Origin of the sequence: uncultured Marixanthomonas sp. (assembly GCF_963974425.1) — a bacterium.
Taxonomy (GTDB): Bacteria; Bacteroidota; Bacteroidia; order Flavobacteriales; family Flavobacteriaceae; genus Marixanthomonas.
Genome location: NZ_CAXBCK010000034.1, coordinates 1 through 23,046, shown reverse-complemented (window position 1 = coordinate 23,046; position 23,046 = coordinate 1). Strand labels below are relative to the sequence as shown.

The window sequence follows — 23,046 nt, the reverse complement described above, 5'->3', positions numbered from 1 at the left end:
TTAATCAAACAAAGGAGAAGATAAGTACCGATCGCCTCGATCGCAAATCACCGCTACAATTACACCACTTTCTAAGGTTTCGGCTAATTTTAATGCAGCCGTAACACTACCGCCGCTGCTCATTCCGGAGAACACACCTTCTTCTTCGGCCAAACGTTTTGCCATTGCTGTAGCTTCGGTTTCGCTCACTTCAATTACTTGATCCACTTTTTTAGGATTGAATATTTTAGGTAAATACGCTTTCTCCCACTTTCGAATACCCGGAATTTTTGAACCGTCTGTTGGCTGCGCTCCTACAATTTGAATGTTTGTATTCTTTTCTTTTAAATAAGTAGACGTGCCCATAATGGTTCCCGTCGTTCCCATTGCTGAAACAAAGTGCGTTATTTTCCCTTCAGTATCGTTCCAAATTTCAGGACCTGTGGTTTTATAATGCGCTTTCCAATTATCATCATTCGCAAATTGATTAAACGAATAGTAACCCTCGTCTTTTACTTTCTGCTCAGCATAATCCCGTGCCCCTTCTATTCCAATATCGGATGACGTTAACGTAACTTTTGCGCCGTATGCTCGCATGGTTTGCACGCGCTCCTTTGTAGAATTTTCGGGCATCACGAGTTCTATCTTAAGCTTAAAAATCCCTGCTATCATCGCTAGCGCAATTCCTGTGTTTCCACTTGTCGCTTCAATAAGTTTCGAATTTTCATCAATTTCACCTCTTTCCAAAGCAGACTTAATCATATTATACGCCGCTCGATCTTTTACACTTCCGCCCGGGTTGTGACCTTCCATTTTTAAAAGTAAGGTGATGTTTGGGTTTTTAAGTAAGGTTTTGGCTTCAATTAGAGGAGTGTTTCCTATAAAATCGGTTATATTTTTAAACATTTTCTGTTGTTTTAATTTTCACTTCATTGGTATTTGAAACAATAGAATTAGACGGAATAGAGTCGGTAATCCACGTGTTTCCCCCAATTACACTATTTTTACCAATGGTTGTTTTTCCACCCAAAATAGTTGCATTGGCATAAATAACTACGCTATCTTCAACCGTTGGATGGCGTTTTATATTTCGTAGATTTCTTGCTACTGAAAGCGCTCCTAAGGTAACCCCTTGGTAAATTTTTACGTTATTTTTAATAATCGTGGTTTCTCCAATTACCGTACCTGTTGCATGGTCTAGAAAAAAGGACTCGCCTATTTTCGCACCAGGATTAATATCGGCTCCTGAAATATGGTGAGCATATTCACTCATAAGTCTAGGCACTAATGGCATTTCCACTTTATACAGCTCGTGGCTCAATCGATAAATTACAATGGCGTAAAACCCTGGGTACGATAAATAAACCTCTTCTATAGAGTTAGCCGCAGGATCGTTATCAACAAATGCTTTGGCATCTTTATTTAGTTTCTCTAAAATTTTTGGAAGTTTCTGCAAATAGGATTTCCAAAGTTTTTTACACGGTTTTTCGGGTTCCCAACAAGCAATATCCACTAATTCTTCAAAAAGCGTTTCTAACGTATCTAAATTTTTTGAAACCGATGTTTCCGAATCGAATAAGGTGTAAAATAATAGTTCAGTAAATTCTTCGGTTCGTTCTTTTAGCCGATACTTTAAATTAGGGTTTTCTTTTTGTTGCTGAATGGCTTGAATAATATCTTTTTTGGTAGAATTCATAAATAGAAGCTAAAGTTGGATAAGTCGATTTCCTTATTTCAAAATTACAGAAATACCAGTAGAAGATTCCCTTTTTCAGAAATGATAAAAAGCATTCTCTATATGCTCTAGCTTCTCAGTAGTTTTGTTTTTTAACACCGCAATAATATCAAAACGTACCTCTTTATCTAGGTTGTTTATAACCATATACTCATTGGCAGCTTTTACCAATAGCTTTATTTTTCCTTTGGTGACAAAACTCTGTGGGTCCCCAAAAAAAGCACTGTTACGGGTTTTTACTTCTATAATTACGATGGTATTTTCTTCTTTTTGAGCGATAATATCTATTTCGGCTTTATCGTAGAAGAAATTACGTTCTAAAATTTGGTAGCCGTTTTTTAGAAGATAATCTGCTGCTAATTGCTCGCCAATTTTTCCAAGTTCGTTGTGGTGTGCCATACCATTTCAGGATTACACCTCACAAGATAACCATTAAATTTGAAAAGCGTTTCCATTAAAATACGTATCGAATAAGCAAACTGAAAGTACCAGTTAACATATATAGTTCTTGTATAATAGGTATGTTTGGTGTAAATTTACACCAAAATAAACATTATGGCTAGGCAAAGTATTTCATTTACACAACCGAATAACGACTGGTTAAAGGATCAAGTTGATAATAAAGAGTATGCTAGCAAAAGTGAGTTGGTAAACGATTTAATAAGACAAGCAAGAAAGCAACAAGTTCAAATTGATTGGATACGTGCTAAACTGGAAAAAGCTGAAAATAGTGGGTTTACAAATGATAGTAAAGAGCAAATATTAGCAAAATCAAAGACCTTACTTAATGGCTAAGTACAAATTAAGTAATGCAGCTAAAGAAGACTTAATTAGAATTCATCACTACGGTGTCAAGAAATTTGGAATGGTACAAGCTGACAATTATTTTGATACATTTTTTGAGTATTTTGACATCATTGCCCAACGGCCCTTCTCATTTGAATCGGTTGACTTTATAAAAACCGGATATCGCCGTTGTGTATGTGGTTCTGATAGCATTTATTACAGGATCAATAATAACACTGTAGAAATTATGGCTATAATTGGAAGACAGGATTTAGACACTGTTTTTCAGTAAACATAAAATTGCGACTTCCTCGCCAACTTTTCCAAGTCCGTTGTGGTATGCCACACCATTTTTAAGATTACACCTCACAGGATAACCATTAAAATTGAAAAGAATAACCTTCGAAACCCCAAGCAAATAAGGTTGGTTATTGTTAACTTTGTTGATATGATTATACCCTATAACATTTCAGAAAAAACCAATTCTATTATAAAAAAGAAGAGCTATGAAAAAAATAATTCTAATTCTAAGTGTAATGCTGAGCAGTAGTTTAATGATTGGACAGCAAACAATGACGCCCGAACTGTTATGGCAAGTAAAACGCTTAAGCGTGATGGGACTGGACCAAGACGGTTCTACTATCTTTTTTAAAGTAAAAACACCAAACATTAAAGAAAATGATTTTGACACCAAATACTTTAAAATGCCTGCCTCGGGAGGTACTATAGTCGAAATTAATGAAGACGCTGTCAATGCAAACGACAAAAACATTTCACCAGATGGCACCTATAAATTGTTTGATGAAGAAGTTCAGATTGAAGCCATTGAAGGAAAAGATGTGTATAAAAATCTGGAAGAGTCTAACGCCTATATTTTTTCCGATTTAGACATCCGCCATTGGGACAAATGGCAAGATGGTAGCTATAATCACTTATTCTATAAAGAAGCAGGAGCAGACGACAATACCGGCACCGATATTATGCCGAAACAACCTTACCACACGCCACAACGTCCGTTTGGTGGTGACGAGGATTACATTTGGTCGCCAGACAGCAAAAACATTTATTATGTAAGTAAGAAGTTAAAAGGCAAAGAGTACGCTACCAGCACGAATACCGATATTTATAAATACAATTTAGCGTCTAAAACCACCGAAAACATTACTAAAGACAACAAAGGCTACGATACTAGTCCGGCGTTTTCATCAAAAGGGGCTTTGACGTGGTTGCAAATGAAAGCCGATGGGTACGAAAGCGATAAAAATGATATCGTTGTTTTAGAAAACGATGTGAAGCAAAACCTTACTGCACAATGGGATGGTACGGTAAATAGTTTCTTGTGGAACAACGACGGAACTGAAGTGTATTTTACCGCTGCTGTTGACGGAACCATTCAGCTTTTTAAAGTGAATTATCCAGGTAAAAAACGAATCGCACCAGTAGTAAAACAACTTTCGAAAGGTCAGTTTGATGTAACGAGTATTATTGCTCAAAAAAACAATACGCTGTTGGTTACCAGAACTGATATGAACCATGCTGCCGAAATATTCAGTTTCGATTTAAAAGACAATACGTTTAAGCAGTTAACGAATATCAACTTAGATTTATACAACAGCATCGACTTACCAAAAGTTGAAAAGCGAACGGTAACCACTACCGACGGCAAAGAAATGTTGGTTTGGGTTATTTTACCCCCAAATTTTGATGCTTCTAAAAAATATCCAACCTTATTATATGCACAAGGTGGTCCGCAAGCACCGCTATCACAGTTTTATTCCTACCGTTGGAATTTCCAATTGATGGCTTCGCAAGGATATATTGTTGTAGCGCCTAACCGTCGTGGTATGCCAGGTCACGGTGTGGAATGGAACGAAGCTATTAGCAAAGATTGGGGCGGACAAGTAATGGAAGATTACCTTTCTGCTATTGATGAAATTGCTAAAGAACCATATGTTGACAACGACCGATTAGGAGCCGTTGGCGCAAGTTATGGTGGGTATTCAGTATTTTATTTAGCTGGAATCCATAACAACCGATTTAAATCGTTTATTGCTCACGATGGCGTATTCGATACTAGAAGTATGTACGGTACAACCGAAGAATTATTCTTTGTAAACCACGATTTTGGCGGACCGTATTGGGATAAAAACAATGCAACAACTCAAAAAGTATATAATGAGTTCAACCCAATTACCAAGGTATCAAACTGGGACACGCCTATTTTAATCATTCAAGGTGGGAAAGATTATCGTGTACCGATTGAACAAGGTTTAAGCGCCTATCAAGCTGCACAGCTATTAGGGATAAAAAGCAAATTGCTTTATTTCCCTGAAGAAAACCACTGGATACTGACCCCACAAAATGCACTCGTCTGGCAAAACGAATTCTTTAAGTGGTTACAAGAAACACTTTAATTTTCAAATCCCCTTTTCACGTGGAAAGGGGATTTTTTTATATTTTTAGTTACTCAACACTAATCAAAAAACATGATCGCCGTAGCAATTTTTTTTATCATCCTCGGTATACTGATTAAATACGGTAAACTATATTTTTTAATGGCTGGCTATAATACGATGTCAAAAGAGGAGAAAGCCAAAGTTGATGTCGATGGAATTGCAACTGTGTTCAGAAACGCCATGTTTGGAATGGCTTTTATAATGATAATCGGCTATTTTGCTGCTACGTGGTTTGAAAATTCCGAAATTGAAACCATCGCTTTTTACGGGGCATTAATCGTAGGGATTCCTTATTTATTGATACGGTCTAATTCAAAAAAATACAAGATTGATAAATAGCGTTTAAAAAGTAAGCTTCGCATCTACTTCATTTACTTCCAACGTAACGTTTCGTCCCATAATCAACGCTCGATTGTCTTTTATATGACCTGCAGGTGCATTAAAACATACCGGATACTCATATTCTGAAACAGCTTCGGCAATAATTGCTGCAGCCGTTTTTCCGAAAGGAATGGTATTGTCATTCATATCGCTCATGCCACCAACCACCAATCCGGATATGTTTTTTAAAAACCCAGTACGTTTTAGGTTTTGCATCATCCGGTCAATATGATACAGGTATTCATCCAAATCTTCAATAAACAGAATTTTACCTGCTGTATTTACTGAAGAAGCACTCCCCAAAATAGAATACAAAACCGAAAGGTTTCCGCCTACTAACTGTCCCACTGCTTTTCCGGTTCGAGTTACTTCTTTTTCTTCAAAAGGGAATAAAATTTCATACGGTTCACCAAACAGTATTTTTTTTATGGAAGTTGCCGCTTCTACTGTTCTCTTTCCAATATCTGCTGGCATATCAGCGTGCATCGTTTCGATACCAAAATTATGAATATGTGAATGCAGCACCGTTATATCACTATAACCAATAATCCATTTTGGATGTTTTTTAAATTCTGAAAAGTCCAATCCATCAACCATTCGCACTGTTCCATACCCGCCTCGGGCACACCAAATGGCTTTTACAGTTGGGTTGTCTAGCATAGCTTGAAAATCGGATGTTCGCAGGGCATCATCTCCGGCAAATTGGTTTTGTTCGGCTGCAATGGTTTTTCCTAATAGCGGTTTTAAGCCCCATTCTTCCAATAATTGTAAACTGGGTTCTAATTCTTCTTTTGAAACTTTTCGAGCGGTCGAAACAATGGCAACGGTATCGCCGCGTTTTAAAAAACTGGGTGTTATCATAAGTAGCGGTAATCTAAAATAGTATAGCACCCAAATTAACACATTTATCCGTAATTTTGCACCTCCATCAAGAAAACGAAGGATTTAATTATGCAAACAACTCCTAAAAGATATACCATTACCGCCGCTTTACCATACACCAATGGCCCTGTTCACATCGGGCATTTAGCAGGTGTGTATGTGCCAGCAGATATTTACGCGCGCTACCAACGCTTACAAAATAAAGATGTAGCTTTTGTCTGCGGAAGTGACGAACACGGCGTACCTATTACCATCAAGGCTAAAAAAGAAGGCATAACGCCTCAAGAAGTAGTGGATAAATACCACGGAATCATAAAAAAATCGTTTGAAGACTTCGGGATTTCATTTGATAATTATTCCCGAACCTCAGCAAAAGTGCATCATGATACTGCTTCGGCTTTTTTCAAAAAATTATATGAAGACGGAAAATTTATTGAAGAAGTCACGGAGCAGTTGTACGATGCCGAAGCCAATCAATTTCTAGCCGATCGGTTTATTATAGGAACCTGTCCTAAATGTGGTTTTGAAGAAAGCTACGGCGATCAATGTGAAAACTGCGGAACGTCCCACAACGCAACCGATTTAATAAATCCTAAAAGTGCCATTACCGGTAACAAGCCTGTTTTAAAAGAAACGCGCCACTGGTTTTTACCCTTAGATCAATACGAAGGCTTTTTAAAAGAATGGATTTTAAAAGACCATAAAAAAGATTGGAAAAGCAACGTATACGGCCAATGCAAATCTTGGATTGACGACGGTTTACGTGCCCGTGCCGTAACCCGCGATCTAGATTGGGGAATTCCCGTGCCGGTTGAAGGAGGCGAAGGCAAAGTTTTATATGTGTGGTTCGATGCACCCATTGGCTATATCTCTGCTACTAAAGAATGGGCAGAACGTGAAGGAAAAGATTGGGAGCCGTATTGGAAAGATGAAGATTCTAAACTACTTCATTTTATAGGGAAAGATAACATCGTTTTTCACTGTATTATTTTCCCGAGTATGTTAAAAGCTGAAGGGAATTATATTTTGCCAGATAACGTTCCGGCGAATGAATTTTTAAACCTAGAAGGAAACAAAATTTCCACAAGTAAAAACTGGGCGGTTTGGTTGCACGAGTATTTGGAGGAGTTTCCGAATCAGCAAGATGTGTTGCGTTATGTATTAACCGCAAATGCCCCAGAAACAAAAGACAACGACTTTACGTGGTCCGATTTTCAAGCCAGGAACAATAATGAGCTGGTCGCTATCTTCGGAAATTTCATAAATCGAGTGGTGGTCTTAACCAATAAATATTACGACGGAATTGTGCCAGAAGCTTCAGATTTTTCTGAAGTTGACAAACAAACATTAAAAGAATTACAAGCCTATCCGGCTGTTATTGCTAGTTCGATAGAGCGGTATCGTTTTAGAGAAGCACAGCAAGAATTGATGAATGTGGCGCGTTTAGGAAATAAATATTTAGCAGACGAAGAACCTTGGAAAACAATTAAAACTGACGAAGCACGTACTAAAACAGTGATGTATGTTGCATTACAAATCGCTTCTGCTTTATCAATTTTAAGCGAGCCATTTTTGCCGTTTACTTCAGAAAAGCTAAGGAACATGCTCACTTCGGCTTCGCTCAGTGACCAGCAAAGTAATGAAACACCAATTGTAGTTGAAGGATGGAATGATGTTACCTCAAAAACTGAACTTATAAAACCCGGTCACCAAATAGGAAAAGGAAGTTTGTTGTTCAGTAAAATTGAAGACGAACAAATACAAAAACAACTCGACAAACTAGAAGCTAGTAAAAAAGCCAATGAAGCTATGAACAAAACCGTAGAGCCTGAAAAAGAAACCATTCAGTTTGATGACTTTACCAAGTTAGATATGCGCGTGGGCACCATTATCGAAGCCGAAAAAATGCCAAAAACCAAAAAGTTATTGGTATTAAAAGTAGATACAGGTATCGATGTACGCACCATCGTTTCCGGAATTGCTGAAAGTTTTAAAGCAGAAGATGTAGTTGACAAAAAAGTAACAGTACTCGTTAATTTGGCTCCCAGAAAACTGCGCGGTGTTGAAAGCCAAGGAATGATTTTAATGACCAAAACTGCTGAAGGGAAGTTATCTTTTGTAAACCCAGACACTTCGACTCCGCTCAGTACAGGAGCTGGAGTTGAAAACGGAGCAACGATAAATTAATACTTTATGAAACAATTATTTCTATTTCTGACCATGTTCTTTTATGCATTTATGAATGGACAGGAGGAAGTTATACAGATAAATGGCGACGATAAGTTCAATACTATAAAGCAATCCTTTAGTATAGTAGATGAAAAATCAGGGAATTTCTTTGTTTTTCTTGAGGACAGTGATAGAGTATATGGTTTTCTCTATGATGAAAATTATAATAGCTTGGGAAATGTAATCTGCCCAGACCTTTCTTCAAAATTTAAGTCTATAATTGGGTATACTATCGAGGATAAAAAGGTAACTCTTTTTATGAATACCTTAAATGGTAGGAGTTATGGAGCAATGATCTTTGATTTTGAAAAAAGTATTAGTCAAGCTAAGGAATTAGACTTTAAACTTCGGGGTGAAACCTATTTAGACGCAGTATATTACAACAATACACTACATGTTTTATCTGTTCCTAAAAGAAGTTCACAAATCAATATTTACTCGTTTAATAATACGCTTACACCCATAGTTAACGAAGTTAAATTTGAAGAACAAGCTCTTTTAGATAGAAATGACAGACCCATTAGACTGAGTGAAATTGTAAGTAGGTCTACAATAAGTCAGATTGAATTAAATACACCAAATTCATTGGAGCTTACCTCTAAAGATTTTAAAATTTACCGAAAAGGTAGTTTAGTAAGCATAACCTCAGACCATTTCAAGGAATATACTTATGTTATTAAGTTTGATTTAGATTCCTTTAAGCAAACAGTTGAAAAAGTAGCGCAACGGGAATTAGACGGTTTCCAAATGTCAGCATACAGCAATAGCTTTCTGTTGGATAATAAGCTTTTTCAAATAGCTTCCAATTCAGATGAGCTTCAATTTCAAATAGCAGAGATACCTTCAGGAAAAATAATTAAAAAAATCGCTGTCACTGATGACGAACAATTAGAATTTAAAAACACCCCAATAATACAAGAAGGAGGTGAGTTTGATTCGTATAGAGAACTAGAAAAAACTAATCAATTCCTACGAAAAATTTCGAATGAAGGTATTGGTCTATCCATTTATAAACAAAATGGAATTTATGAAATTACAATGGGCAGTGCCACAGAAAAACCAAGTAACGCAATGATTGTTGGAGGTGCATTAGGAGGTCTTGCCGGTGGAATTATAGCAGCCTCTTTTAATAACTTAAACTCCACATACAACGGATAAAAAACACAAAATCTGTTAGAATTACAGGTTTGTTTGATAAAGATTTTAACCATCTTGAAGGGTCGATTTCTGAAAATCCCTTTGATAGAATAAAAACTGCTTTTGAAAACACAAAAGGAGCGACCGCCGAAACTATCTTTAAATTAAACGGATCCTTTATCTGGGGCCATTACAATAGGAAAGAGAATAGTTATAGGCTTGTAAAATTTTCAGAATAAATTTAAAATGAACAGCCTTCTTAAATATATAACTTCCAAAACCCAACTTCCCGAAAAAGCAATACAAAACACCATTGCTTTATTGAATGAAGACTGTACCATTCCGTTTATCTCCCGCTATCGAAAAGAACAAACGGGGAATTTGGATGAAGTACAAGTAGGTGATATTGTTACGTACAAAGAAGAATTTGAAACGCTAGAAAAGCGAAAAGCCACTATTTTAAAAGCGCTGGAAGAACAAGAAGTTCTTACCGATGAACTTCAGAAAAAAATAGAACAAACTACCGATAGTACCACGCTAGAAGATATATACTTACCTTATAAGAAAAAACGCAAAACCAAAGCCGATACTGCTCGAAACAACGGATTGGAGCCACTTGCAAAGATTATTATGGCACAAAATGCTTCTAATATTCATTCGATTGCTGAACAGTACACTACTAGTTCAATTTCGGTGGAAGAAGCACTAGAAGGTGCTCGTCATATTATCTCCGAATGGATTAACGAACGAAGTGACATTCGAAATATGCTTCGGAATCAATTAGAACGACACGCAATCCTTACCACCAAGGTCGTGAAAACTAAAAAAGACGACGAGAAGGCACAGAAATTTAGAGATTATTTTAAATGGAGCGAAGCATTAAGTCGTTGTCCCTCACACCGATTGTTGGCCATTCTTCGTGCTACTGAAGAAGGATTTATTCGTTTAAAAATTGAAATTGATGATGAAAAAGCGCTTTACAAAATAGAAAGCCGAATTATAAAATCGAACGGTGCGTGTGCTGATCAAATTTCAATAGCTGTAGTAGATGCTTATAAAAGATTGTTGTTCCCAGCACTTTCCAACGAAATTTTAAATGCGGCTAAAGAAAAAGCCGACGAAACGGCCATACAGGTATTTGCCAAAAACCTGAAACAATTATTATTGGGTTCTCCCTTGGGTGAAAAGAGAGTGTTAGCAATCGATCCCGGTTTTAGAACGGGTTGTAAAATAGTATGCCTCGATGCGCAAGGTGGATTAGAACACAACGAAACTATCTATCCGCATCCGCCTAAAAATGATACTAAAGGAGCCATCAAAAAAATTAGCACCTTAGTAAACGCCCATAAAATTGAGGCGATTGCTATTGGTAATGGAACCGCTTCTAGAGAAACCGAACAAGTAATCCGCCATATTCAGTTTGACCGTCCCATCCAAGTATTTGTCGTAAGCGAAGCCGGTGCTTCTATTTATTCGGCTTCAAAAATTGCTCGCGATGAGTTTCCTAATTACGATGTTACCGTACGGGGCTCTGTTTCCATTGGGCGACGTTTACAAGATCCATTAGCCGAATTGGTAAAAATCGATGCCAAATCTATTGGCGTGGGGCAATATCAACACGATGTGGATCAAAGTAAGCTTAAAAGCTCACTAGATCGTGTCGTTGAAACCTGTGTAAATGCCGTAGGTGTCAACATTAATACCGCTAGTACTTCGTTGCTAAGTTACGTTTCAGGTATTGGTGATAAATTAGCTGAAAACATTGTAAAATATCGAGACGAAAACGGTGCTTTTACGTCTAGAAACGATATTAAAAATGTTTCAAGACTGGGCGGAAAAGCGTTTCAACAAGCTGCCGGTTTCCTTCGCGTAAAAGAAGGGTCAAATCCTTTAGACGACTCAGCTGTGCATCCGGAAAGCTATGCTGTGATTTCAAAAATGGCAAAAGATAAAAAGGTTGGTATTTCAGAATTGATAGGGAATAAAACATTACTTCAAGAAATCCCGTTGGAAAAATACCAAACTGAAACCGTCGGCTTACCCACGCTTCAGGATATTATAAAAGAATTGGAAAAACCCGGTCTTGATATCAGGGAGCAAGCAAAGGTTTTTACTTTCAATCAAAATATAAAAACGATAACCGATTTACAAGAAGGCCAATTATTACCAGGAATTGTAAACAACGTGACTAATTTTGGCGCCTTTGTGGATGTTGGGATTAAAGAAAGTGGCCTCATTCACATTTCAAATTTAGCAGATTCTTTTGTGTCCGATGTTAATGAACACGTGCATTTACACCAACAGATTATCGTAAAAGTATTGGAGGTAGATGTTGATAGAAAACGTATTCAGTTGAAACTTCATAAATCGGTGTGTTAAATAAATGTTTTCTTTCACCTTTTCTATTTGCTAGTCTTTTTTATTAGCTAATTTCGCGTTTTTATTATTTCATCCTTTTAACTGTTAGGCTTATGAAAAAGGCAAGAATCGCTTTAGTAGTAGGAATAATTTGTATTTCCATTTTTCCCGTATTAGTAAAATTAAGTCTTACGCCAGGGGTTATCTCTGCGTTTTACCGAATGGCAATTGCTTCGGCTTTACTGCTTCCTTATGCACTAATTACAAAACAATTAAAAATACCATCGACCAAGGTGTTACTTTTAGGCATTGTTTGTGGCGTGGTATTCGGCTTAGACGTTGCTGTTTGGAATATCGCCATACAAGAATCTACCGCAACACAGGCCTCGTTGTTGACCAATTTATCACCTGTGTGGGTAGGAATTGGCGCCTTCTTTTTTCTGAAAAATAAACCTAAAAAGAACTTTTGGATTGGTACTGTTGTTGCTGTTTTAGGTATGGTGACTTTAGTCGGTTTTCATTTTTTTATAAACCTTAATTTCGATCTTGCATTTATATTCGGCATTCTATCGGGGATGCTGTATGCAGTCTATATGTTAGTGAGTAAATTCATCTTGCATAAATTTAATGTGGTTTCTTTTATGAGCATTAGTTTACTTGCTTCTGCCATTGCATTAGGCATTATTAGTTACGCAATTGGTGAACCGTTTTCTGGATTTAGTAATATGGGATGGTTTGTATTGCTTATTCAAGGGGTAATATGCCAATTGGCTGCTTGGTTATTGATAAGTTTTGCTACTAAAAGAATGCGTGCTACCCTCGTTTCGGTGAGTTTATTAGGACAAGGAATTTTAGCATCTATCTTAGCGTGGTTATTTGTAGATGAAACCATTAACTTGCAAATGGTTATTGGTGGTTTAATTTTGTTGTTAGGAATTAGAATTACCTTCTACAATAAAGAAATCAACTTTAAAAATCGATTGTTTCCTTCAAAAAGAAGACGCATTGCATGCTCAAAATAGCATATCATCCTATTTATAAACACCCGTTACCAGAAGGGCATCGGTTCCCCATGGAGAAATACGAACTCCTTCCACAGCAATTGTTATATGAAGGAACCTGCAATGAAGCTAATTTCTTTGAACCTAACATGCCCTTAGATGAGCATATCCTTGCGGTACAAACAGCTGAATATGTTTCACATTTAAAAAACTTGACGCTTGATAAACGGGCGGCTCGAAAAATAGGGTTTCCACTTTCTGAAGGCTTGGTAAAACGAGAACATATCATTACACAAGGTACCATTCAAGGCTGTGAATATGCTCTAGAACACGGTATTGCGATGAACATCGCCGGAGGCACACACCACGCCTATACCGATCACGGAGAAGGGTTCTGCATTTTCAACGACCAAGCTATTGCCGCTCGCTATATACAAAGCAAAGGATTGGCCAAAAAAATTTTAATTGTCGATCTGGACGTACATCAAGGTAACGGTACTGCGAAAATATTTGAAAACGACGATTCGGTTTTTACATTTTCCATGCACGGCGCTGGTAATTATCCATTTAAAAAAGAAGTGAGTGATCTGGATATTTCTATTCCCGATGGGTCCGGCGACGCGTTTTATTTATCAAAGTTGAAAGAGATACTCCCTTCCTTAATAGAAAACGTACAACCCGATTTTATTTTTTACCTCAGTGGCGTTGATATTTTAGAAACCGACAAATTAGGCCGATTAAAATGCACAGTTGATGGCTGTAAAGAACGCGATCTTTTTGTTTTTGAAACCATTAAAAAGCATGAAATCCCCGTGCAAGTGAGTATAGGCGGCGGTTATTCACCTGATATAAAAGTGATTATTGACGCCCACGCAAATACGTATCGCTTGGCGCAGGATTTGTTTTTTGTGTAAGTGGCTCGGTCGCTTCGATACGATCCTGCCTTTGGGCAGAATCACTCAACCATCTTAAATCGTGCTTTTTGATTAATTTTTTTTATGGTAGGATACGTATTGAGGTGGTTGAGTGTTCCACCTTTGGTGGAATGTATCGAAACCTCCGAATTCAAAATTACTTATTCCGAAAGATGCAGTCCCAATTTTATTTTCCAATACGGCACTTTAGCTTCAAAATACTCGAAATATGCTTTTAAACTTTCGGGGCTTTCAATTGAATCTTTTGCAGCAACTATCTTCTCGATTTCTTCTGAAGTGATTAACCGTTCTATCTCGATTTCTTCCCCCGAAATATGTGCTTTTTCCAAGTGTGCATAAATAGTTCCGGTGGTAAGGTTTCGTTCTTTTGAAATTTCATCAACCGTTAATCCGTCATTAAATAATGCCAAGCTCACCAAGTGTGTGGGTGTTTTTTTAGATCCTTTCTTTTTAGTTGCCTTTATCGCTTTTTTTGGATTCTTTTTCTGTTCTTCTATAATGACTTTTAGAAAAGGTGTTGCGTACTTTTCCAACTTTGCTTGCCCTACACCGCTTATGGTCGCAAATTCAGTTTCGGTTTGTGGAACTTTTGCCACCATATCTTTTAAACTGGCATCGCTAAAAATCACATACGCCGGGACGCCCTTTTCTTTTGCTAAGGTGCCTCGAAGGTTCTTTAGCTTATCAAAAAGTCCGCTAGTTTTTACGGCACTTTTGGCGGTTGTTTTTTCTTCCTCTTTTTCCTGAAGCGGACGCGCCAAATATATTTTTCTATTTTCAAACAATACCGCCTTTGCCAACGGCGTCAATATCAATCTTCCGTTTTCGTGAAACCGAATCTCCAACACTCCTTGATTGATTAATTGAATAACGTATTGCTGCAAATCACGCCACGAAACATCACTCGCTACGCCGTACGTTTTTACACCTTGATACCCTTTGTTGAACACCTGTGCATTTTGGGCGCCTCGTAATACATCGATTACCATCCCCAAAGCTTCTTGTTCTTGCAAACGAGCCACCGCCGAACATACTTTTTGTGCTAACAACGTACCATCGAAATAGGTTGGCGGATTTTTACAAATGTCACAGTTACCACAATCTTCTTGCAAGTGCTCTCCAAAATAACCCAACAAGGCTCGCCTACGGCAACTCAAGGCTTCAGCGAACTGTTGCATGCGTTCTAGTTTGGCGAGTTGATATTCTTCCGTAGGGCTTCCTTCGGCAAATTTCCGAAGCTGAACAACATCGGCAAAACTATAAAACAGCAAAGTATGTGCTGGTAATCGATCGCGACCACTACGGCCAATTTCTTGATAATAACCCTCAATATTTTTAGGCATATTATAATGAATCACCCAACGAACATTGCTCTTATCGATTCCCATACCAAAGGCAATAGTCGCTACGATAATAGCTGTTCTATCATTGACAAAACTTTCTTGTATGTTACTTCTTTCTTCTGAAGATAAACCTGCGTGATACGCTTTTGCGTCATACCCAGCAGCGAGTAATTTATCAGCTACGTTTTGCGTGCTTTTTCGGCTTAGACAATAAATAATACCGCTCTCTTCTCTGTGTGATCTCAGAAATTGCAGTATTTGCTGAATCCTTTTCTGCCCAGGTCTAACATCTAAATATAAGTTAGGTCTATCGAACGAAGCAATTACCTTTTTAGCTTTTGGGATTGCCAGTTGTTTTGCGATATCGTCTTGTGTGGCACTATCGGCAGTTGCGGTAAGTGCTATTAGAGGGATCTTTGGAAATTGCTCTTTTAAGCTCCCCAGTCGGGTGTAAGCAGGCCGAAAGTCATGCCCCCAAGACGAAATACAATGTGCTTCGTCTATCGCGAATAGGTTTATATCGATACGGTGTAAAGTATCTTCTAACAAAAAGATACTTTCCGGTGCTACGTAAAAGAGTTTTAATTTCCCGGCTTGTAAATCGGAAAGGGTTTGTTGCTGCTCTCCTTGTGGTTGCGAACTATTGAAATATGCCGCTGAAATTCCATTAGAGCGCAACGCATCCACCTGATCTTTCATCAAAGCAATTAAAGGTGACACAACAATTGCGGTTCCCGGAAGTGCCAAAGCCGGTAATTGAAAACACAACGACTTCCCTCCCCCCGTTGGCATAATGGCCAGCGTATCGTTCCCCTTCAATACGTTATTGATTATCTGCTCTTGATTAGGCAAAAATTGATCGTATCCAAAATGGGTTTTTAAAAGGTCTTGTATGGTGGGTGTTGTGTTTGTAATGGGCATAGGGTGCAAAGTTAAAGAATATTTAATTGCAAAACCGGGACTTCGACTCCGCTCAGCCACCTGGAATTGTCTTTTATTTTTTATTCCTTCGGAATTTTAAATAATGAGTTTCGTTTTTACAGCTAGCGAATTGGTGTAACTCTTCAACCCAGCCTTTTATAAGTGCTTCTTTCTTTTTTCTACTCCAACCTTGTAATTGTTTTTCCCGGTTAAAAGCAATGTCAATTCGGCTGTGTTCTTCAAAATACACAAGTGTAACGGGCAAACGTTTTTTTGTATGATTTGCACCCATCCCTGATTGATGTTGTATAAAGCGAACCAACAAATCAATGGTGCTTCCAGTATAATAACTATCGTCAGCACATTTGAGTATGTATGTATATCCTTTTCTCATGGTTTTATAATTAAACTCCCATCAAAAAATATATTTTTTAATGGGAGTCATTTTTAGACTGTCTCTATCCTGTTGAAAAACAGAGAACCTTTTAGGTGGCTGAGCGGAGCCGAAGTCACTTACTCAACATCAACAACTCATTACACAACACCTCGGTTACGTAGCGTTTGTTGCCTTCTTTATCATCCCAAGCGCGGTTGGTAAGCTTACCCTCTATGGCGATTTCTTGCCCTTTGGTTACGTAATTTTCTACCACGTTTACCAATCCACCTTTTACTACCACGTTGTGCCAGTAGGCGCGCTCTACTTTTTGTCCGTTTTTGTCTTTGTAACTATCGTCTGTAGCCATTGAGAATTTTGCCATTTTATTACCGTCGGCAAAAGTTACGATTTCTGGGTCTTGTCCCAATCTTCCAATCAACTGTACTTTGTTTCTAAGTGCGTTCATAATTTTAATTTTTAAGGATTAACAGTTAAGATTATTGTTGAACTAATTATTCAACGGTACAAACATAGAACGGGCCGGAAGTTATACTCGGTTGGTACGTATTTACTTTCGTTTATAGTTGCTTGTAAACGTTTGTAAGTGTTTGTTTCCTTGTTGACAAGTACGCTAAAAACTAAATTGTTAGACTGAATATTTAGTTAGAAATTATGGTAGGTTTATTATAATCTTCATAAAAATTTTTATAAGCGAGTAAATAAATGGAAAAAGATTTAGTAGAAATTAGTAAAGATGTTCTGAAGCATATATCAGAAATAGACAATATTGTTGATAATTATTTTGAACCTATCAAGGATATTACCGATACCGCTCAAGATATTTTTACTCCAATTAAAATTGTTCATTCTTTATATACATTCAATAAAAAAAGAAAATTTAAAAGCTTTCTAAAATCATATGCAAAGAGTCTTGATGAAGGTGGAATAAATACACCCGAAAAGACTATTCATATGTATTCATATCTAGAAAACGAGAGAAATTTTAATTTTGTAAATGATACAATTGATAGTTCGTTAAATTCAAAATCTATTTATTGTTCAATGATTTTAGGATATTTCGCTGGTCGAGTTTTATCACATACAATAAATATAACTTTAAAAGAGTTGCTGATTGTTTCTGCATTGAAGGATCTTAATGATTACGAATTAAGCTATTTTACTAAAATTTATTCTATTGCTGATTTAAGTAAAGTAGTAAATATTTATGATTACAAAAAAGAAATAACAAACACATACCTATTTGAAATAACTATCTCTAAATTAATACAATTGAGGGTTGTAGAAGAAGCTCCAATCCTTGCATCTGGAAAACCGAAAGGAAGCTTTATTTCATCAGAAATAGCTGAGGATATTTATTTTATGATTAAAGATATGAATATTGAAAAAGAGCTTTTAAATTATGAACTCTAAATCAATGTAAGACAAAGCTTAAAGTCCATTACTTAAGAATTTCATTCTAAAAAAAAATCTTTAAGCACAAGTTCTTAGAGAAATGCAAAAACTGCCATATGCCATTCCCTTTTTCTTAACTCTTTCTCTAATTTCCTCCCACCCTCATTCGCCCTTACTTTGCAAAGCGTCCATTTTTAGAAAATACACCCGAGCCGTTCCCAAAGGATCCCCGAAGGAAGCCTGAACAAAACCCCCTAAATTTTGGGTTTATTCGTCTGGTAAAGTCAATCGTATGCAAATAAATACATCGGTAAGTAATGCCGTGCATAAATATTTAGGAATAAGCAATAGTATGCAAACGCTGTCAATTGCCGTCAAATACATTCAACCATTTAGTTTCAGTTCTATAATCATTAAGCACATTAACACAATCCTCTTAAAATTTCACACCATTCGTTAAATATCGTATTAGCATCCTTTATTCCCTTCCTACTTCCCTAAACATTTGCTAAATTTGGTAACCAAGTGTTTTATTTCACCTTAAACTCCTACTCATGAGTAATTACCATATAAAAAGTTTAGAAGAATATTTTACCGTGTATCGCAAATCGGTTCGCTATCCCGAAACGTTTTGGGATGAGATTGCCGAGGAGCATTTTATGTGGCGTAAAAAGTGGGATGAAGTGCTGTCGTGGGATTTCAGTAAACCGGAAATCACTTGGTTTAAAGGTGCCAAACTAAATATTACCGAAAACTGCATTGACCGCCACTTGAGAATTCGGGGCGATAAAACGGCTATTTTGTTTGAACCGAATGACCCTTCAGAAAAAGCAGAGCACATTACCTACCAGCAATTACACGATAGAGTCTGCCAATTTGCAAACGTATTAAAAGATAAAGGCGTTAAGAAAGGTGATCGCGTATGTATTTATGTGCCGATGATTCCTGAATTGGCCGTTTCGGTATTGGCTTGTGCGCGAATTGGAGCCATACATTCCGTGGTGTTTGCAGGGTTTTCTTCAAATGCCTTGGCTACGCGGATTAACGATTCCGATTGTAAAATAGTGATTACAGCAGATGGTTCTTTCCGAGGAAAAAAAACAATCGATTTAAAAGGAATTGTAGACAAAGCGTTGGAGTCTTGCGAAGGCGTAAAATCCGTCTTGGTAGCGAAACGAATAGAATCAGACATTACCATGAAAGAAGGCCGTGACGAATGGCTACAACCTTTGTTAGATAATGCAGCAACTACCTGCGAACCTGAGATTATGGATGCGGAAGATCCGCTTTTTATTTTATACACCTCCGGCTCTACCGGAAAACCCAAAGGCATGGTGCATACCACTGCCGGCTATATGATAGGCAGTGCGTTTACATTTAAAAATGTGTTTCAATACCGTGAAAACGATGTGTATTGGTGTACGGCAGATATTGGCTGGATTACTGGCCACAGTTACATTGTGTACGGACCTTTGGCGAATGGGGCTACCACGGTTATGTTTGAAGGCGTTCCTTCGTATCCAGATTGGGGGCGTTTTTGGGAGATTGTGGAGAAACATAAAGTAAATCAGTTTTACACGGCGCCCACAGCCATTAGAGCATTGGCGAAGCAAAACATGGAATTTGTTGAAAAATATGACCTCAGCTCGCTGAAAGTACTGGGTACCGTTGGGGAACCTATTAATGAAGAAGCTTGGCACTGGTATGATGAAAATATTGGTCATAAAAAAAGTCCGATTACCGATACGTGGTGGCAGACCGAAACTGGAAGCATTATGATTGCCGCCATTCCGTATGTGACGCCCACAATTCCAACCTTTGCTACCTTGCCGTTACCAGGCATACAGCCGGCGCTTATGGATGCTGACGGAAACGAATTAAAAGGCAACCAAGTAGATGGTAGGTTGTGTATGAAATTTCCGTGGCCTTCGATGGCGCGAACCATTTGGGGTAACCACCAGCGGTATAAAGACACCTACTTTTCGAGTTTTGAGAATATGTATTTTACAGGCGATGGCGCCTTGCGCGATAGCGTAGGCTATTATCGTATTACGGGCCGTGTGGACGATGTGGTGATTGTTTCAGGACACAACTTAGGCACTGCGCCAATTGAAGATGCGATCAACGAGCATCCAGCCGTGGCTGAAAGTGCAATTGTTGGATTTCCACACGATGTAAAAGGAAATGCCCTCTACGGATATATTACACTGAAAGAAGCCGGAGAAAGTAGAAACCAAGATAACCTTCGGAAAGAGATAAATCAATTGATTACCGATCGAATAGGGCCGATTGCGAAGTTGGATAAAATTCAATTTACAGACGGTTTGCCCAAAACCCGAAGCGGAAAAATTATGCGCCGTATTCTTCGGAAAATAGCTTCTAATGAAACCGATAGCTTAGGAGATACAAGTACACTGCTTAACCCTGAGGTAGTCGAAGATATTATCAATAACGCATTGTAAGGCTTTATTTTTCTGAAAAGAGGCAGACAATTTATATCTTGCGACCTTAATTGAACCCGTTGTGAACATAGCTATTTTATCTAGAGGATATCATTTATACTCAACACAAAGTCTCTTAAAAGCAGGTGAAAAACGCAACCATGCTATGGAAGTGTTAGATCCCACCTACTGTAGGCTGAGTATTCAAGAAGGAAAGCCTGTGCTGTATTATCACGAAGAGCAAGTGGACGACTTACACGCTGTTATTCCACGTGTTGGAGCTTCCAACACGTATTATGGCTCTTCCTTAGTGCGACATTTTGAAGCAATGGATGTGTTCAGTATTGTTTCGGCGCAAGCCATATTAGATTCTCGCGATAAATGGACTTCGTTTCAAATACTTTCAAAAGCAGGAGTAGCCGTTCCGCATACAGTGTTCGTAAATCCTTATTTAGCAACCGAACAAGTAGCCACGTTTGAGGACAACCCAATTATCATTAAATTATTAGAAGGCACCCACGGGCAAGGTGTAATATTAGCCAAAAATGGTAAAGAAGCCATGCCTATTATTGAAACACTTCAAGCTGCCAAGCAAAAATTTGTACTACAAGAATTCATTAAAGAATCGAAAGGAGCGGATATTCGTGTTATTGTAGTGGACGGTGTTGTAATTGCGGCCATGAAACGACAATGTAAAGCAGGCGATTTTAGATCTAATCTACACCGAGGCGGAACATCGCAAAGCTTGCAACTAAGTAGCGAAGAAGAAGCCGTTGCTCTAAAAGCTGCCAAAGCAATAAAAATGGGTGTTTGCGGGGTCGATATTTTACAATCTGAAAGAGGGCCTTTAGTATTAGAAGTTAACTCTACCCCAGGACTCGAAGGAATTGAAAAAACTACACAAAAAAATATTTCCAAAAGTATTATCGGCTATATAGAACGAAGTAAGCGATAAGGGTTAAAGGAAATATAAAAACAGTCCCTGCCGTTAGATTGGCAGTGGTTTTTGGTATATTGTTAATATAAATATAAGGTTTCTGTGACTGAAAAAGAAAAAATGCTGAATGGTGACTTTTATGATTCTCGAGATCCAGAATTGATAAAAATGTATCATAGTGCACGAAAATTATTGAAAGAATATAACGGCCTTGATTCAGAATTAACTGAAGAGCGTGAAAACATCTTAACTGAATTGTTTAGTTTTAAAGGAAAGCGTGTCTGGATTGAAACACCATTCTTTTGCGATTATGGAGAGAATATTTCAATTGGAGAAAATACATTTGTTAACACAAACTGTATGTTTATAGACAATAACGAAATAACAATTGGAAAAAATGGACTTATTGCACCTTACGTACAAATTTATACCGCAAGTCATCCTTTGAAAGCAACAGACAGAATAATTGAGGATGGAAGTCAATCGCGCTATTTAACCTCATCAAAACCAGTTAAAATTGGTAATAATGTATGGGTTGGAGGAAATTCTGTTATTTTTCCCGGGGTAACAATTGGAGATAATGTTACAATTGGTGCAGGAAGTGTTGTAACCAAAAGTATTCCTAGTAATGTTTTAGCATATGGAAACCCTTGCAAAGTGATTAGTGAATTATAAAAAGCGTGCCGTTCCAACGTGCATAAATTAAATATATGAAGAGAAATATAGGCCGAATAGATAAAGCAGATTTTCCAAAATTAGAATTAGAAGATATAGAAGTAAAAATTGATACAGGAGCGTTTACATCGTCTATTCATTGTACCGACGTTACCATAGAAAACGATTATTTAAAATGTCGTTTTTTAGATGAAGAACATCCACAGTATCATAATAAAGAGTTTATTTTTGATCAGTATGATGTTAAAATCGTGAAAAGTAGTAATGGCGAGTCGCAAACCCGTTATAGAATACATACTGAAATATTATTATTCGGAAAAAAACATCCTATTTTCTTAACCTTAAGCGACCGAAAGGAAATGAAATTTCCCGTATTATTGGGACGTAATTTTTTAACCAAGAAATTTGTAGTAGATATTAATAAAACCAACCTATCACACAAACTTAAAGCAAAACAGAAATGAATATAAAGATCCTTTCGGCCAATGCAGGGTTATACTCTACGCAACGCTTAATAGAAGCTGCTAAAAAACGAAAGCATGAAGTAGAGATTATTAATCACACCAAATGTGATATTGTTATTGAAAAAAAGAACCCAATGGTGTATTACAAAGGCAAGCCATTATCACACACCGATGCGGTAATTCCGCGTATTGGTGCTTCGGTAACCTTTTATGGAACTGCTGTAGTTCGTCAATTTGAAATGATGCGCGTCTTTTCTACTACCGAATCGATGGCATTGGTACGTTCCCGCGATAAACTGCGGAGTTTACAAATACTATCCCGCGCCGGATTGGGATTGCCTAAAACCATTTTTACCAATTATTCAAAAAACGTAAAGGAAATCGTGGAACAAGCTGGTGGCGCGCCAGTAATTATCAAGCTTTTAGAGGGCACACAAGGCATCGGGGTTATTTTAGCCGAAACACGAAAAGCAGCCGAATCGGTTATTGAAGCTTTTAACAACCTGCAAGCACGTGTCATCGTTCAAGAATTTATCAAAGAAGCCGGCGGGGCCGATATTCGTGCTTTTATTGTAGACGGACAAGTAGTTGGCGCTA

Annotated in this window: 22 protein-coding genes; 15 read left to right on the top strand and 7 right to left on the bottom strand. The window is 37.6% G+C overall.

The features are described from left to right. The 3 genes from cysM to AACZ92_RS10895 form a co-directional block, all read right to left on the bottom strand. Complete coding sequence (cysM, locus tag AACZ92_RS10905) at positions 1-885, bottom strand: cysteine synthase CysM (protein ID WP_339701055.1); 885 nt, start codon at positions 883-885, stop codon at positions 1-3. Then, positions 878-1,675: a serine O-acetyltransferase EpsC gene (gene epsC / locus AACZ92_RS10900; RefSeq protein ID WP_339701053.1), complete on the bottom strand. Its 798-nt coding sequence runs from the start codon at positions 1,673-1,675 to the stop codon at positions 878-880. Before epsC ends, cysM begins: the two co-directional genes overlap by 8 nt. 75 nt (positions 1,676-1,750) lie before the next feature. Beyond that, positions 1,751-2,113: a YraN family protein gene (locus AACZ92_RS10895; RefSeq protein WP_339701051.1), complete on the bottom strand. Its 363-nt coding sequence runs from the start codon at positions 2,111-2,113 to the stop codon at positions 1,751-1,753. A 156-nt stretch (positions 2,114-2,269) separates the two neighbouring features. On the opposite strand from AACZ92_RS10895, the gene AACZ92_RS10890 reads away from it, so the two are divergent. From AACZ92_RS10890 to AACZ92_RS10875, 4 genes are all read left to right on the top strand, one after another. Then, positions 2,270-2,509, top strand: coding sequence for a CopG family transcriptional regulator (locus AACZ92_RS10890; protein ID WP_339701049.1), 240 nt, complete (start codon positions 2,270-2,272; stop codon positions 2,507-2,509). Then, complete coding sequence (locus tag AACZ92_RS10885; protein ID WP_339701047.1) at positions 2,502-2,792, top strand: type II toxin-antitoxin system RelE/ParE family toxin; 291 nt, start codon at positions 2,502-2,504, stop codon at positions 2,790-2,792. The genes AACZ92_RS10890 and AACZ92_RS10885 overlap by 8 nt, the downstream gene beginning before the upstream one ends. 214 nt (positions 2,793-3,006) lie before the next feature. Beyond that, complete coding sequence (locus AACZ92_RS10880) at positions 3,007-4,914, top strand: S9 family peptidase (RefSeq protein WP_339701045.1); 1,908 nt, start codon at positions 3,007-3,009, stop codon at positions 4,912-4,914. A gap of 72 nt (positions 4,915-4,986) precedes the next feature. Next, the gene (locus tag AACZ92_RS10875; protein ID WP_339701044.1) at positions 4,987-5,295 is read left to right on the top strand and encodes a DUF3784 domain-containing protein; all 309 of its coding nucleotides are present in this window, start codon (positions 4,987-4,989) and stop codon (positions 5,293-5,295) included. 3 nt (positions 5,296-5,298) lie between these two features. Here AACZ92_RS10875 and AACZ92_RS10870 read toward each other — a convergent pair whose 3' ends face one another. Beyond that, complete coding sequence (locus AACZ92_RS10870) at positions 5,299-6,198, bottom strand: LD-carboxypeptidase (RefSeq protein WP_339701041.1); 900 nt, start codon at positions 6,196-6,198, stop codon at positions 5,299-5,301. A 90-nt stretch (positions 6,199-6,288) separates the two neighbouring features. On the opposite strand from AACZ92_RS10870, the gene metG reads away from it, so the two are divergent. The 5 genes from metG (at position 6,289) to AACZ92_RS10845 (ending at position 13,858) form a co-directional block, all read left to right on the top strand. After that, the gene (metG, locus tag AACZ92_RS10865) at positions 6,289-8,406 is read left to right on the top strand and encodes a methionine--tRNA ligase (protein ID WP_339701039.1); all 2,118 of its coding nucleotides are present in this window, start codon (positions 6,289-6,291) and stop codon (positions 8,404-8,406) included. A gap of 6 nt (positions 8,407-8,412) precedes the next feature. Beyond that, positions 8,413-9,606 (top strand): hypothetical protein, encoded by a 1,194-nt coding sequence (locus AACZ92_RS10860; RefSeq protein WP_339701037.1) that lies wholly within the window; start codon positions 8,413-8,415, stop codon positions 9,604-9,606. A gap of 225 nt (positions 9,607-9,831) precedes the next feature. Then, positions 9,832-11,964, top strand: a complete 2,133-nt coding sequence (locus AACZ92_RS10855) for a Tex family protein (protein ID WP_339701035.1) — start codon at positions 9,832-9,834, stop codon at positions 11,962-11,964. 92 nt (positions 11,965-12,056) lie between these two features. Next, positions 12,057-12,965, top strand: a complete 909-nt coding sequence (locus AACZ92_RS10850) for a DMT family transporter (protein WP_339701033.1) — start codon at positions 12,057-12,059, stop codon at positions 12,963-12,965. After that, entirely contained in the window at positions 12,953-13,858 is a 906-nt protein-coding gene (locus AACZ92_RS10845; RefSeq protein ID WP_339701031.1) for a histone deacetylase, read from the top strand. Before AACZ92_RS10850 ends, AACZ92_RS10845 begins: the two co-directional genes overlap by 13 nt. A gap of 161 nt (positions 13,859-14,019) precedes the next feature. On the opposite strand, the gene recQ is transcribed toward AACZ92_RS10845, so the two are convergent. The 3 genes from recQ to ssb form a co-directional block, all read right to left on the bottom strand. After that, on the bottom strand, positions 14,020-16,143 hold the full coding sequence (gene recQ, locus AACZ92_RS10840; protein WP_339701029.1) for a DNA helicase RecQ: 2,124 nt from the start codon (positions 16,141-16,143) through the stop codon (positions 14,020-14,022). A 73-nt stretch (positions 16,144-16,216) separates the two neighbouring features. Then, on the bottom strand, positions 16,217-16,537 hold the full coding sequence (locus tag AACZ92_RS10835; RefSeq protein WP_339701027.1) for a GIY-YIG nuclease family protein: 321 nt from the start codon (positions 16,535-16,537) through the stop codon (positions 16,217-16,219). A 115-nt stretch (positions 16,538-16,652) separates the two neighbouring features. Beyond that, complete coding sequence (gene ssb / locus AACZ92_RS10830) at positions 16,653-16,985, bottom strand: single-stranded DNA-binding protein (RefSeq protein WP_339701024.1); 333 nt, start codon at positions 16,983-16,985, stop codon at positions 16,653-16,655. Between the two features lie 257 nt (positions 16,986-17,242). Here ssb and AACZ92_RS10825 point away from each other — a divergent pair, with 257 nt between their 5' ends. The 6 genes from AACZ92_RS10825 to AACZ92_RS10800 form a co-directional block, all read left to right on the top strand. Then, positions 17,243-17,950 carry a hypothetical protein gene (locus tag AACZ92_RS10825; protein WP_339701021.1) on the top strand — a complete coding sequence of 236 codons (708 nt, stop codon included), beginning with the start codon at positions 17,243-17,245 and terminating at the stop codon, positions 17,948-17,950. 536 nt (positions 17,951-18,486) lie between these two features. Then, positions 18,487-20,394 carry an acetate--CoA ligase gene (acs, locus tag AACZ92_RS10820; protein ID WP_339701019.1) on the top strand — a complete coding sequence of 636 codons (1,908 nt, stop codon included), beginning with the start codon at positions 18,487-18,489 and terminating at the stop codon, positions 20,392-20,394. 61 nt (positions 20,395-20,455) lie between these two features. Further along, entirely contained in the window at positions 20,456-21,328 is an 873-nt protein-coding gene (locus AACZ92_RS10815) for a RimK family alpha-L-glutamate ligase (RefSeq protein ID WP_339701016.1), read from the top strand. Between the two features lie 84 nt (positions 21,329-21,412). Further along, positions 21,413-21,985 carry a sugar O-acetyltransferase gene (locus tag AACZ92_RS10810; protein ID WP_339701014.1) on the top strand — a complete coding sequence of 191 codons (573 nt, stop codon included), beginning with the start codon at positions 21,413-21,415 and terminating at the stop codon, positions 21,983-21,985. Between the two features lie 35 nt (positions 21,986-22,020). Then, the gene (locus AACZ92_RS10805) at positions 22,021-22,449 is read left to right on the top strand and encodes a RimK/LysX family protein (protein ID WP_339701012.1); all 429 of its coding nucleotides are present in this window, start codon (positions 22,021-22,023) and stop codon (positions 22,447-22,449) included. Next, positions 22,446-23,046: RimK family alpha-L-glutamate ligase (locus AACZ92_RS10800; RefSeq protein ID WP_339701010.1), on the top strand; the 601-nt coding region annotated here is incomplete at its 3' end. The genes AACZ92_RS10805 and AACZ92_RS10800, both read left to right, overlap by 4 nt.